Source organism: Serratia sp. CC22-02 (assembly GCF_900182895.1).
Lineage (GTDB): Bacteria > Pseudomonadota > Gammaproteobacteria > Enterobacterales > Enterobacteriaceae > Serratia > Serratia nevei.
This window is the reverse complement of the sequence record NZ_FXUD01000004.1, coordinates 448,954-462,111: the sequence shown is the minus strand read 5'-3', so window position 1 is coordinate 462,111 and position 13,158 is coordinate 448,954. Positions and strand designations below refer to the sequence as shown.

Below are 13,158 nucleotides of genomic sequence, written 5' to 3'. Positions count from 1 at the left end.
CCCTAACCCAACGCCTTGGCGGCCTGGTGGATGGCGGCGCGAATGCGCACATAGGTGGCGCAGCGGCAGACGTTGCCGCCCATCGCCGCGTCGATGTCCGCATCGCTCGGATCCTTGCTTTGCGCCAGCAGCGCGGTGGCGCTCATGATCTGGCCGGACTGGCAGTAGCCGCACTGCACCACATCCAGATCAAGCCAGGCTTCCTGCACCGCCTTGCCTTCCGGCGTGGCGCCCACGGCTTCGATGGTGGTGATTTTTTTGCCGACGGCGGCGGAGACCGGCGTCATGCACGATCGTACCGGCACACCGTCCAGATGCACGGTACAGGCGCCGCACATGGCGATGCCGCAGCCGAACTTGGTGCCGGTCAGGCCGGCTTCGTCACGCAAAAACCACAACAGCGGCATGTGCGGATCGCCCTCGAAGGTCAGCGGCTGCTCGTTTACGGTTAATTGAATCATCAGGTTCTCTCCTTGTCAGACGCCGGGTTCGCGGTAGGATTATGCAGCGGCAGGCTCAGCGAGGTGCGCGGCCGCCCGAGCAGCGCCAGCGCGTTGCCGACCGCCGGGGCGATGGTCGGCACCCCCAGCTCGCCCACGCCGGTCGGTTTCTCACTCGAGGGCACGATGATCACCTCGATCTCCGGCATCTCATCGATGCGCAGCGGACGGAAGTTATTGAAATTGGACTGTTCGACCACGCCGTCTTTCAGCGTGATGTTGCCGTACAGCGCCATGCTCAGGCCGTAGCCGATGCCGCCCTCGATCTGCGCGCGGATCACGTCGGGGTTCACCGCCACGCCGCAGTCCACCGCGCACCACACCTTGTGCACTTTCGGGATGCCGCCTTCGCCGATCGAGACCTCGGCCACCTGCGCCACATAGGTATCGAACGCCTTGGCGACGCCCACGCCGCGCGCGCGTCCGTCCACCACTTTCGCGCCCTGCCAGTCAGCGGCTTTCGCTACCGCGCGCAGCACGCCCGCCGCACGCGGCGCATCGCCCATCAGCGCCAACCGCCCTTCGACCGGATCCTGCCCGGTTTCCTGCAACAGCTGATCGATAAAGCTCTCCACCGCGTGGCCGGTGTGGGTGCTGGCCACCGACCGCAGCGAGGTGGTCGGCACCTTGCCCGGCACAATGTGCGCATCGCAGCGGAAGGCTTCGAAGGTGTATGAGACCTCGCTGGCGCCCTCGACCATCATCTGATCGAGGCCGTTGACCACCAGCGCATCCATCGCGCTGTGGCGCGTCCAGGAGTGGCCGACCACGGTATCGGTCCAGCCCACCACCTTGCCGCCGCGGATGGCCCCGCGCAGGCGGTGCAGGATCATCGGGCGATACCAGCCGTTGCGGATGTCGTCCTCGCGCGTCCATACCACCTTCACGCCGTGGCCGGGGCCGATGCCCTTGGCCGCCGCCGCCATGTCGGCCGCCAGATCCGGCCCCAGCGTCGGGTTGCCTAAATCGATGCGCCGGCCGAAGCTGCCGCCCGCCAGAATGGTTTCAATCTGCACCTTGTCCGGCGGCAACTCGAACAGATCGCACAGCTGCTTGTGATCGAGCGTTTGGATTTGGCAGCCGTAGCGAGCCTTGACGCTCTCACCGTCCCAGAACAGATAGCCGTCCAGCGGCTCCATCGGCGCGTGCGCGACGTACGGGAAGGTGTATTCGGCCTCGATCACCTTGTCGGCCTTGTCGAACACCTCGTCCGGCTTACCGAGACTCTTCGCCACCACGCCGGTTTTCTGCGCCACCTGGCGGAATTCGGCGTAGATCTCCTCGGTGTTGCGCCGTTCGGCCTGCGCGTCGTCCCACGTCACCTTCAGCCGCTCCCGCCCCTGGATCGCCGCCCAGGTGTTTTTGGCGTAAACCGCCACGCCGGTGGCGATTTGCTTCACCGCCACCACCCCCGGCACCGCCAGCGCCCGTTCGGCGTCGAAGGTCGCCACCTTGCCGCCGAAGCGCGGCGGCTTCTTGATGGTGACGGTCAACATGTCCGGCTCATGGATATCCTGCGAGAACTGCGCGCTGCCGTTGGTTTTCGCCAGCGAATCGACGCGGTGCAGGCCGCGCGTTTTGCCGATCAGGGTGAAATTGGCCGGATCCTTCAGCGTCAGGCTGGCGGGATCGGGCGGCGGCAGCGTGGCGGCCAGCGCGGCGAATTCGCCGAAGCCCGCCTCGCGCCCGCTGGCGGCATGGCGGATCTTGCCCGCCTGCACGGTAATTTCCTGCGCCGAGGTTTTCCAACGCTGTGCGGCGGCCTGCACCAGCAGCGCACGCGCCATGGCGCCCATGCGCCGCATCTGCTCATAGGCATTGGCCACCGAGCTGGAACCGCCGGTGCCCTGGAATCCGAAGGTCAGGTTTTTGTAGATATTGGTGTCCACCGGCGCGGCGACGACCCGTACCTGCGCCCAATCGGCATCGAGCTCTTCGGCGACCAGCGTCGCCATGCCGGTATAGACCCCCTGGCCCACTTCGGTGTGTTTACTGATCACGGTGACGACGCCGTCGGCGCCGATCTGAACGAAGGCGTTGGCGTCAAACGCCGCCGCGCCGGAGGCGGCCGGGGCAGCCGAACGCGCCAGCGCGCCGGTGGACGGCAGATAGGCGCCGATCACCAACGCCCCGGCGCCGACGATAAACCGCCGCCGCGAAAGCGGAACTTGGGATATGCTCATTGCTCATGACTCCAAAAAAGCCGAAGGCGTCACTGCCTTCGGCGAAACAAATCTTGTTATGGAATGGCTTGCCGCGCCCGTCAGGTGATATAGCGCAACAGAGCAATAATTAGCGTAGCCTATTATCCAGCAGGCCTAATCTTGATAAGGGATTTTTCGTTGAGGAATCGTGCGCTGCGGGCCATCGGCGCCAGGCGGCCGCTGGGCGCGTCTTTAAATGCATTTGTGCTATAAATGAAACACTTCCAATCTCTATGAGCCTTACCGCTATGTCGGAACACAAGAAATTTCGTCTGTATCGGCCGCTGCAAGGGTTAAGCCATACCTTTGGCGATCAATGGTTTGCCCTGAAAGCCGAAGCGTTCGCCCGCTTCTTCGGCACGCCGACTTTTTGGGTGGGACAAACGGTGGTGGTCGGCGTGTGGATCTATCTCAACCTCGCCGGCTTCACCAAATTTGACCCTTACCCCTTCATTCTGCTGAATCTGGCGTTCAGTCTGCAGGCCGCCTACGCCGCGCCATTGATCCTGCTGGCGCAAACCCGCCAGGCCGAGCGCGACCAGGCGCATGCCTTGGCCGATGCCCGGCACCGGGAAGATCTGGATGAGGCGATGGCACAGCGGCAAACCCTGGCCGAACGGCAGTCCGAACAGCTGCTCGAGCTGCTGAAGCAAAATACGGAATTAACCGCCCTGACGAAACAGATGGCCGAGCGCATTGAAAACCTCACCCTTCAGCTCGCCAACCGCGAGCGCCTGTAACGGCGTTATCCCTCAGTTCTGCGTCGTCGCCAGATAGGAGAAGACGCTGAGCAGGTTGATTTGCGCCGCCATGTTGTCGCTGTCGAAGGCCACGGTCAGCGCGTCCTGGCGCTGCACGCCGGGCACCAAGCTGAACAGATCCGCCAGCACCGGTTTGGCCGCCATCAACGTCAGCCGATAAGGCGGCATGAAGCGGCGTTCCACCGGCAGCTTCCCGCCCTGGCGCACCTGTTGCATCGCCCGTTCACGGATCTCGGCGCGCGCCCGCTGCGGGCTGAGCGATTCGGCGGCGGTTTGCGAGATGGCGCGCTTCACGCACACATAGCCAGACTGAGGATAACGTTCAGCAATCCAGCGTTGCAGCTCGTCGTCACCGCTCACCAGCCACAGCGGCACGTTCAATTCGGCCGCCGCCGCTGCATACAGATCGCTTTCGCCCACCGCTTCGCCGTTCAGGCTGACGCGGTAAAAGGCCCGGCCGTTGATGGTGTGCGCCAGCACGCCATGTTCACCGGCAGCGCTGTGGTAGCCGATAAACATCAGGCCGTCGTAGCGTTGGTGTTGCAGCCCTTCCACCATCGACAGCCCGCGCGGTTTACCCTGCACCAGCCGCGCACGCCCATCGATGCGATCGGCGCGCAGGTTCTGCATCATGGCGTGGCTGTCGGCCACCGTCACCTCGGTGGCCCCGCCGGCGAAAGCGCCGTCGATGGCGGCGTTGACCTCCTGCTCCATCAGTTCACGCGCCGCCGCATAGTCGGCGTGGGCCGGGTTGCACTGCTCCGGCCGCATCACGCCGGCAATACCTTCGATATCCGCAGAGATAAAGACCTTCACATCACACTCCCGTTATTTAATTTGCCGCCGCCAGCCGGTCGAGCAGCGGGCCCAGCGCTGCGCGCGCATGCTGCTGGAAGCCGCTGACGCCTTCGGCGCTCAGCAACGCATCCAGCACCGCGTATTCGGTGGCGTCCGCCGCCGCTGCAAACAGCGGCTCCAGCCTTTCGTCCGGTAGCGTGGCTCCCAGCAATCGGGTGGAAAACGCCAGCGCGATATCGCCGGAGCCATGCCCCCAATGGCTACCCACCCGCCCCAGGCCCGCGCCCGCTCTGCGGGCGATGCGGTTCAGCTGGCGACTGTCCAGCGCCCGATCGCAGGCGATGATGATAATCACCGAGCCGGCGTCCACCTGCGGCGGCGGATCCGCCAACAGCTTGCCCAGCGCCGGGCCAACGCGCACGCCGCTCAGCGTCAGCGAGTCGAGGGTGCCGAAGTTGGCCAGCACCAGCACGCCGAGCATGGTGCCTAACCCCGGGCAATAGCGCGAGGCCGTGCCGATGCCGCCCTTCAGGCCGAAGCTGCTCATGCCGCGCCCGGCGCCGACGCTGCCGCGCGCAAAGCGGGTGGAATGGTTATCCAGCGCGCTGAAGACGTGCTCCTCACGCACCGCCATCGCCTGAATATCGTTGAGGTAGCCGTCGTTGCACTCCAGTACCAGCGGGTTGATGGTGGCGCTGCCGCGGCCGATCTGTGGGTAGCGCAGGCAGCTGCGCCGCACCATGGCGTTGAACAGCGTGCCGACGGCGAAGGTGTTGCTCAGCAGAATAGGCGTCTGCAACTCCCCCAGCTCATTCAATTGCACCAATCCCAGCGGCTTGGCGAAGCCGTTGAGCACCGCGCTGCCGCACGGCAGCGGCTGGTTGAACAGATCGCCCGGCGGCACGATGGCGGTGACGCCGGTCTGGCATTCGCCGTCGGTCAGGGTGTGATGCCCAACGCTGACGCCCGGCACGTCGCACAGGCTGTCGGTCGGCCCGGCCGGATAGCGCGCGCCCGGCAGGCGGCGATGGCGCCGCCAATAGCTCAGCAGATTGTCGAGGCTTTGTTGTTCAAACACCTGGCTGTCTGTCATGGTTCCCTCATCCGCCGTTAGCCCATCAGAAAACCAGAATATCGCGCAATACGCCGCGCCGTAAATTGAAAACCGGAGCGGGCAGAAAAAATAGCCTGGCCCCATCACCGTTCATTGCCTGCACCACTTTTTTGCCGCCTCTACGGCCAGGGCGACGCCGCTATCGAGTGAAACAACGGGTGTTGAAAGCGTGCAAGCGCTGCGACCTCACGCACGGCAAAGGCAGGGTCATCGCCCACGGCGGGTATGAAGAACGGGAGAGCAAAATCGGCGAAGGCCTCCTCTCCGGCATACAGGAGACCAGTTGGAGTGGGCCGCACGCCTGAGCCTTATTGGGGGGTTAGCGGGCAATCGTATAGTATAAAAAATTGAATGATTCAAAACTGGATTATGGCTCATCTGAATAAATAAACCATGACCATAGCAATGACAAAAATAGAACAGAGTAATAAATCACCGGAAAAGTTTCTCAATGAGTCCAAATAGTCATTGCTGTTCTTATTTAGTTTGTTAATGGCATCATTCTCGTTCTCAGCGTCTACTTCAACATGATGCTTTCTGAACCCCTTTTGCTTCATATCTTTAATTATTTCTCGTGTAACCACTTCCTTTCTCAGCACCCTTGACTCATCACCCTTTATAAAAACAACATATTTACTCATCATATCCCCCATAAAAGCACAGAATTTTACTTCTGTGCTAGGATTGCAGCGGTTAATTAGCGTTTGGTTCCGGATTCTCTGGCCTCTCTCGGTCCAGTGCCATTGCCGCCATACCCATTTCCTGTAGAGCTGCCATTCCCCCAGAAACCACTGGCTCCGTAACCGCTGCTACAAGGGCTGTTTTTTGACAAGAATGACTGAAAGTGTATTCTCAATGCTGGAAATAATCATATTAGAATAAAATACAGAATAATATACCTGACCTAATTACACATAAATGCTATCGATTTAATTAATTGAACGCCAAACAATCTCAATTCCCAAGATTAATAACCCGATAAAGAAAAGGCGGCGAAAAATCAGCGGGCTGCTGTGACGACGCACGATCCCGCCCAGCCACATGCCGCCCAGCGCCGGCAGCAGCGCCAGCAGCGAACCGCCGAGCAGCGCGCCGGGCAGCGCCTGATGCCAGGCTAATCCGGCGGCCAGCGCCAGCGTCGAGACGGTGAACGACAGCCCCAGCGCCTGCACCAGATCGTCACGCGCCAGGCCCAAGGCGTTCAGATAGGGCACCGCCGGTATGACGAATACGCCGGTGGCGCCGGTCAGCGCACCGGTCACCAGGCCGCACAGCGGCCCCAGCCAAGGCTCCGCCGTGGCGGAAACGCGCCAGTCGAAACGGGTGAATCCCAACAGCGCATAGCCGATCAGGCAAACGCCCAGCGCCAGCGGCGCCAGGCGGCCGTCGGTGGCGGTGAGCGCGCCGGCGCTCAGCAACGTGCCCAGCGTGACGCACAGCATCATCGGCCAGAGCCGGCGGCACAGCGCTCCCAGCCGCGGCCCGCACAGCAACTGCCACAGATTGGTGACCAGTGAAGGTAACAGCAGCAGCGCGGCGGCCTGCCCCGGCGGCATCATCAGGCTGAGCAGCCCCATCGACACCGTCGGCAAGCCCAGGCCGATCGCTCCCTTGACCGTGCCGGCCAGCGTAAAAATGCCCGTCAGGGCGATAATCTCGAGTAACGTCAGCGACATGCGTCTATCCTTATGGCAATCAACGGCCCGATTGTGGCCGGCGGCGCGGCGCGGCACAATGCGGCAATGGCAGAGCCTGCCTGCGGCAAAGACAGAGGAAGAACGCATGCATTTTGACTTTATCGATCTGCGGCTGTTGGCGGCGGTGCTCGAGACCGGCAGCATCACCGCCGGCGCCGAACGCGTCGGGCTGTCGCTGGCCGCCGCCAGCGCACGCATGCGCGGGCTGGAGCAACAGGCCGGCGTGGCGTTGCTGACGCGCAATCCGCGCGGCGTCCAGGCGACGCCGGCCGGTGAACGCCTGTTGCAGCACGCGCGCGTGCTGCTGCAACAGCGCGACCGGCTGCGGGGCGAGATGGCCGAGTTCGCGCCGGGCCAGCGCAGCCAGCTGCGCATCGTCGCCAATACCGTCGCCGCCGACGCTTTTCTGCCGGAGCTGCTGGCGGATTTTCTGGTGCTGCACCCGCACACCGACATCGCGCTGGAGGAGCTGCCCAGCCCGGTCATCGCGCAGGCGATCGCCGAACAGGCGGCGGATATCGGCATCGTGGCGGATCACGCCGATCTGCGCGGGCTGGCAAGCTACCCCTTCCGGCAGGATCGTCTGGTGCTGGCGCTGCCGCCGGGGCATGCGCTCAGCGGCCGCCGCACGGTCAGCTTCGCGGACACCCTGTCTTTTGAGTTTATCGGCCTGCCGGAAGAGAGCGCGCTGCAACAGCATTTGGAACAGCTGGCGATACGCAGCGGCGGCCCGATGCGGCTACGGGCGCGCGCCGCTAATTTCGACGCCATCTGCCGCATGGTGTGGCGCGGCGCCGGGCTGGCGGTGGTGCCGGAAGAGAGCGCCCAACGCCATCCGCAGATCCGACACGGCGCCCTGCCGCTGGCGGACGACTGGGCGACCCGGCGCCTGTCGCTGGTGGTGCGCGAATGGGCGCAGCTGCCGCTGCCGGCGCAGCGGCTGGTGGCGTTCCTGCGCCAGGGGGAAGGCGGTATTACAGGTGGTCGTTGAACCAGGCGATCTGACGGCCGATGATGCCGGCGAAGTGCGGGCCGGCGTACATGTCATAGTGCTTCGCATTCTGCTCGACATGCAGCGCCTTCTTCGCGCTGCCTACCGCCTCATACAGCGCGATGCCCTGCTCCGGCGGATTCACGGTATCACCGCCCGCCACCACCACCAGTACCGGGCATGTGACTCGCGCCGCATTGTCACGCGGCTGATAGCGCAGCGTTTCGCGCACGGTCAGGAACGGGATCTTGATGCCCATCGCCGGGTAACGCACCTTGTTCTCCTCGAAGAACGCCTTCGACTCGTCATCGCTCAACACCCGGGTGACGGCGACAAACATTTCTTTGCCGGTGGCCTGTTTCTTCTCCGCCATTTTGTCCAGCGTGGCGATGAACGCCTGTTTTTCATCGGCGGCCATTTTCCCCGTCACGATGGTTTCCCCGTCGGCGAAGGCCAGCTGGCTAACGACGCACTTGATGGCCGGCTCGGCCGCGGCAGCGCCGAACACGTGGCAGCCGCCAAACGACGTGCCCCACAGGCCGATGCGCTCGCTGTCGATCTGCGGCTGCGTTTGCACCCACCGGCTCACCGCCAGGATATCCTCAATCTGCAGCGCCGGTACCAGCCGCCCGCGTTCGCCCTCGCTGGCGCCGAAGCCGCGATAGTCAAACGTCACCGCCGCAAAACCGGCGTTGACGAAGGCCTCGGCAAAGGCCGGCAGCAACAGCTCCTGAATGCCGCAGAAGCCGTGACACAGAATAATCGCCGGAACCTTGGCCGGGTTATCAGGTAAACGAACTGTTACGGCCAGGCCGCTTTCCATTTTATGCGTGGTTAATGTCATGTTAACTTCCTGTTTTTTATAGGTAAGGTAAAAATCAGGCTAACATTAATCCCCGAATGAGCGCCGCCAGTCAATAACCCAATGTAACAATTTACAATGTTAATGATTCCCCGGCTCCGCGCGCAGCCGCGCCACCTGCGCCTCCACGTCGCGCCAGGCCGGTTTGTCGCCGGCATAGCGTTGGCGCAGATAATTCACCAGCGCCGTCACCTGCCGATCGGAAAAGCTGTCCTTAAAGCCCGGCATAAAGCCCAATTCGGCGGTGGCCGGTTTGGGGATCCCTTGCAGGATCACTTTGATCAGGTTATCAGGGCGATCGCTGAAGATATTGGTGTTATTGGCCAGATCCGGGCTGACGCCGAACAGCTGCGGCCCACCGGCAGCGGCGCTGTGGCAGGCCTGGCAAGCGCCTTGGAACAACCGCTCGCCGGCCAACTGCCCCGCCACCGGCAAGGCGCGGGCCGCCAACTGCGCCTGCGGCTCCACATTCAGCGTCGCCTTGGTGCTCAGCGACATCACATAGTTGGCCATCGCCCGCAGATCGCTCTGCGGCAACGTCGCCAGTTCGCTGACCACCGGCCCCATCGGCCCGGCCGCCACGCCGTGCTCGGCGGAATGCCCGCTGCGGAAGTACTGAAACAGCTGCTCCTCGGTCCAGGGCTTGTCCGCATTGGCCAATTGATTCAGCGCCGGCGCTTCCCACCCGTCCACCATCCCCCCCGCCAGGAAAGCCGCGCCGCCCTTTTCTGCCCCCAGCAGATTGCGCGGCGAATGGCAGGCGGCGCAGTGGCCGAGCCCATTGACCAGATAGGCGCCGCGATTCCACTGCGCGCTTTGTTGCGGATCGGGTTGAAATTCCCCCTGGCGCAGGAACAGCGCGTTCCAACCCGCCATCAACGGCCGCAGGTTAAACGGGAAGCGCATCTGATTGGCCGGATTGCTCTGGCGCACCGCCGGTTGCGACATCAGATAAGCGTACAGCGCCTGCATGTCGCCGTCGGTCATTTTACTGAATGCGGTGTAGGGAAATGCCGGATACAGATGGCGGCCGTCGCGGGCGATGCCCTGGCGCATCGCCCGATCGAACGCGGTAAACGACCAGTTGCCGATGCCGGTTGCCACGTCCGGGGTAATGTTGGTGCTGTAGAGCGTGCCGAACGGCGTCGCCATCGCCAGCCCGCCGGCGTTGGTCGCCCCTTCCGACGCGGTATGGCAAACCGCGCAGTCTCCGGCGGCGGCCAACTGGCGGCCGCGCTCCAGCGTGGCGGCCGACCAGGTGCCGGCGCCGGGCGTCGCCACCGGTGCGATCTCCGCCCGCCATGGCAGGGCGCTGCCCGCGATGCCCAGCACCGCGCCGAACAGCCCCGCCGCACCGCCGAACCACCATTTGCCGCGCTTCTTTTTCTTGGGCGGTGCGGCCTGCCGCTCGGTGTCAGGCCCGTTCAGCGCCTCTCGCAGCTTATCCGAGGTGATCGGCAGCTCGCGAAAACGAATGCCGGTGGCGTCGAACACCGCGTTGGCGATGGCCGCCGCGCTGGGCACTGACGCCGACTCCCCGGCGCCCAGCGGCGGATCGTAAGGGCGCGGCATCATCACCACGTCCACCTCCGGCACCTCCGGGAAGGTCAGGATCGGGTAAGCCCCCCATTCTTTGGCGGAGACCGTCGATTCCTCAAAGGTCACGCGCTCTTTCAACACCCGGCTGGTCGATTGCAACACGTTGCCGTGAATTTGGTGGCGCACACCGTCCGGGTTGACCATCATGCCCGCGTCGTGGCCGACCACGATGCGCGTCACCGCCACTTCGCCGCTGGCTTTGTCGATCGCCACGTCGGCCACCCAGGCGGCCCAGGCCGCGCCAAAACCGGGAAACTTGCTGTGGATGTAACGGGCGTAGGCAAAGCCGCGCCCGCGCAGCACGCCGTCTTCCGCCGGGGTCTGCATCGGTTCGGTATGCGGCGTCCAGCCGGCGCGCTCTGCGGTGCTGCGCATCAGCTCACTGGCGCGTTCGTCATGGATATAGCGCAGCCGGTATTCCAGCGGATCGACGCCGGCGGCGTGGGCCAGCTCATCGATATAAGATTCGTGGGCGAAGGTGTTCGGCAAGGCGGAAACGCCACGCATCCAGGAGGCGCGCACGATCGGCGCCATGTCCTCGATGCTGACGCGCAGCGCCGGATATTCATAAGGCGGCACCGAGGTGCGGTCGCCCATTTCATAGGCCACCGGCAACGGCTCGACCCGACCGGTCAGCAGCAGCGCCAGCGTCGGCGCGCCGTTGGAAGGATAATAGGTGCGAAAGTCGTAGGCGACCGGGTGCCCGGCAGCGTCCAGCCCGCCGTCCACCTCCATCAGCTGCGCCGTGCCCTTCGGTTCCCACACATGTTCTTGTTCGCGGGTCAGCTGCACCCGCACCGGCCTGCCCACCGCGCGCGACAGCAGCGCCGCGTCGGCGCAGACGTCATCGGCGCAATTGCGGCCATAGCAACCGGCCGCCTCCATGCGAACGATCTCGATCTGCGCTTCCGGGTATTCCAGCAGCCAGGCCAGATCGGCGCGCAGCAGGTGCGGGTTCTGGCTGCCTGACCAGACCTGCAGGCGCTCCGGCCGGTAGTCCGCCAGCGCGCAGGAAGGGCCAATCGAGGCATGCAGCTGATACGGCCACAGGTAGCTGCGGGTGAAACGCCTGTCGGCCGCCGCCAGCGCCGCGTCCACATCGCCGGTATCGTGCACCACCCGGGTCGAATGCGGGTTGTCGCGCAGCGCCTGCGCCACGTCGGTCATCTGCGGCAAATTGCGCCGCCAGTCTTTCCAGCTGACCTGCAGCGCCTGCGCTGCCTTGATCGCCTGCTCTTCGCGCTCGGCGACAATGCCGATGAAATCGCCGATCACCACCAGTTTGACGATGCCGGGAATATGCGCGATCGAGGTTTCGTCCACCGCCAGCAGGCTGGTGCCGACAAATTCGCCGCTGTCGTAACCGGCATAGGGCGGCCGCACCACCCGGCCGTGCAGCATGTTCGGCAGGCGCATATCGTGTACGTAGGTCGTTTCGCCGGTCGCCTTGGCCGGAATATCGACGCGCGCGGCGCTGGTGCCCACCAGGCGATACTCCGCCTGCGGTTTCAGCGGCGCGTCGCCGGAAATCGACAGCTCGACATGACCGCCGGCCACCAGCTCGGCGTAGCTGAGCGCCTGCCCCTGCGGGCTGCGGATCACGCCCTCCTCCAGCGTCAGCTGTTCCACCGGCGCATCGAAGCGCTGCGCCGCCTGGCGCAACAGCCAACGGCGCGCTTCGGCGGCGGCGTTGCGCAGCGGCACGGCGGAGATCTGCAGCGTGGCGCTGGCGATGGTGGCGCCCTGATTCGGCGCGCGCTCGGTATCGCCCAGCACCATTCGCACCTGATCCATGCGCAGGTACAGCTCTTCGGCGACGATCTGGCCGAGCGCGGTGCGCACGCCGGTGCCGAGATCGACATGGCCGTTAAAGGCATAGATTTCGCCGCTGCCGCACAGGGCGATAAACAGCCCTTGCTCCCTGGGCTTCAGCACCGGCGTTTGCCCTTTGGGCACCGGCCCCGAAGGCGGTTGCACGCTGTCGACGATCAGCAGCACGCCGTCGCGCTGCAGCAATTCGGCCTGGCTCGGCGATGAGGGACGGGAATCAGTCATGAGCGTGGGCGTCCTCATCGCGGCAGAGAATGATGGCGCGCTGAACCGCACGCAGGATTTCGAGATGGGTGCCGCAGCGGCACAGGTTGCCGGACAGCGCCTGACGGATCTCCGCCTCGCTCGGGGCGGGATTGCGATCCAACAGGGCTTTGGTGGTCATGATCATGCCGTTGAGGCAGTAGCCGCATTGCGCCGCCTGCTCTTCGATAAAGGCACGCTGCACCGGGTGCAGGCGCTGGCGATCGCCAAGGCCTTCCAGGGTCACGATCGTCCGGCCGGACACACCGAGCGCCGGGATCACGCAGGAGCGCGCCGCCACGCCGTCGATCAACACGGTACAGGCGCCGCATTCGCCCAGGCCGCAGCCGTATTTCGGGCCGTTGAGCGCCAGATCGTTGCGCAGTACCAGCAAGAGCGGCGTATCCGCCATCACCTGCGCATGAAGCTGTTCGCCGTTCACCGACAGCATCAGCGGATGCTCCGTCAGCGTGGTGTTCGCGCCTTCCCTGGGCGACTGCACTTCAGATATCGCCATTGTTCGCGTCTCCGCCTGCACTTGATGGTCTTATGGGCTGGC

Annotated in this window: 11 protein-coding genes; 2 read left to right on the top strand and 9 right to left on the bottom strand. The window is 64.3% G+C overall.

The window, feature by feature from the left end; genetic code table 11:
* Nucleotides 1–2 precede the first annotated feature (2 nt).
* Nucleotides 3–461 carry a (2Fe-2S)-binding protein gene (locus QOL81_RS16885; RefSeq protein WP_060419049.1) on the bottom strand — a complete coding sequence of 153 codons (459 nt, stop codon included), beginning with the start codon at nt 459–461 and terminating at the stop codon, nt 3–5.
* Nucleotides 461–2,683, bottom strand: coding sequence for a xanthine dehydrogenase family protein molybdopterin-binding subunit (locus QOL81_RS16880; protein WP_197658298.1), 2,223 nt, complete (start codon nt 2,681–2,683; stop codon nt 461–463). The genes QOL81_RS16885 and QOL81_RS16880 overlap by 1 nt, the downstream gene beginning before the upstream one ends.
* Nucleotides 2,684–2,952: 269 nt before the next feature.
* Between QOL81_RS16880 and QOL81_RS16875 the strand changes: the two genes are divergently transcribed.
* Nucleotides 2,953–3,444 (top strand): DUF1003 domain-containing protein, encoded by a 492-nt coding sequence (locus tag QOL81_RS16875; protein WP_283439942.1) that lies wholly within the window; start codon nt 2,953–2,955, stop codon nt 3,442–3,444.
* A 12-nt stretch (nt 3,445–3,456) separates the two neighbouring features.
* On the opposite strand, the gene QOL81_RS16870 is transcribed toward QOL81_RS16875, so the two are convergent.
* The 4 genes from QOL81_RS16870 to QOL81_RS16855 form a co-directional block, all read right to left on the bottom strand.
* A complete protein-coding gene (locus QOL81_RS16870; RefSeq protein WP_060419052.1) occupies nt 3,457–4,281 on the bottom strand; it encodes a M55 family metallopeptidase in 825 nt (274 codons plus the stop codon).
* A 16-nt stretch (nt 4,282–4,297) separates the two neighbouring features.
* On the bottom strand, nt 4,298–5,356 hold the full coding sequence (locus QOL81_RS16865; protein ID WP_049199395.1) for a P1 family peptidase: 1,059 nt from the start codon (nt 5,354–5,356) through the stop codon (nt 4,298–4,300).
* A 395-nt stretch (nt 5,357–5,751) separates the two neighbouring features.
* Complete coding sequence (locus tag QOL81_RS16860) at nt 5,752–6,018, bottom strand: hypothetical protein (protein ID WP_283439958.1); 267 nt, start codon at nt 6,016–6,018, stop codon at nt 5,752–5,754.
* A 288-nt stretch (nt 6,019–6,306) separates the two neighbouring features.
* Nucleotides 6,307–7,053 carry a sulfite exporter TauE/SafE family protein gene (locus QOL81_RS16855; RefSeq protein ID WP_060419064.1) on the bottom strand — a complete coding sequence of 249 codons (747 nt, stop codon included), beginning with the start codon at nt 7,051–7,053 and terminating at the stop codon, nt 6,307–6,309.
* Nucleotides 7,054–7,159: 106 nt separating this feature from the next.
* On the opposite strand from QOL81_RS16855, the gene QOL81_RS16850 reads away from it, so the two are divergent.
* Nucleotides 7,160–8,065 carry a LysR substrate-binding domain-containing protein gene (locus tag QOL81_RS16850; protein ID WP_283439941.1) on the top strand — a complete coding sequence of 302 codons (906 nt, stop codon included), beginning with the start codon at nt 7,160–7,162 and terminating at the stop codon, nt 8,063–8,065.
* Here QOL81_RS16850 and uilS read toward each other — a convergent pair.
* The 3 genes from uilS to QOL81_RS16835 all read right to left on the bottom strand — a co-directional run bounded on the left by uilS (nt 8,049) and on the right by QOL81_RS16835 (nt 13,116).
* The gene (gene uilS / locus QOL81_RS16845) at nt 8,049–8,909 is read right to left on the bottom strand and encodes a UilS family quorum-quenching N-acyl-homoserine lactonase (RefSeq protein WP_283439940.1); all 861 of its coding nucleotides are present in this window, start codon (nt 8,907–8,909) and stop codon (nt 8,049–8,051) included. The two genes, QOL81_RS16850 and uilS, sit on opposite strands and share 17 nt — an antisense overlap.
* A gap of 99 nt (nt 8,910–9,008) precedes the next feature.
* Nucleotides 9,009–12,581, bottom strand: a complete 3,573-nt coding sequence (locus tag QOL81_RS16840) for a molybdopterin cofactor-binding domain-containing protein (protein WP_283439939.1) — start codon at nt 12,579–12,581, stop codon at nt 9,009–9,011.
* Nucleotides 12,574–13,116, bottom strand: a complete 543-nt coding sequence (locus QOL81_RS16835) for a (2Fe-2S)-binding protein (RefSeq protein ID WP_197756522.1) — start codon at nt 13,114–13,116, stop codon at nt 12,574–12,576. The genes QOL81_RS16840 and QOL81_RS16835 overlap by 8 nt, the downstream gene beginning before the upstream one ends.
* Nucleotides 13,117–13,158: the final 42 nt, after the last annotated feature.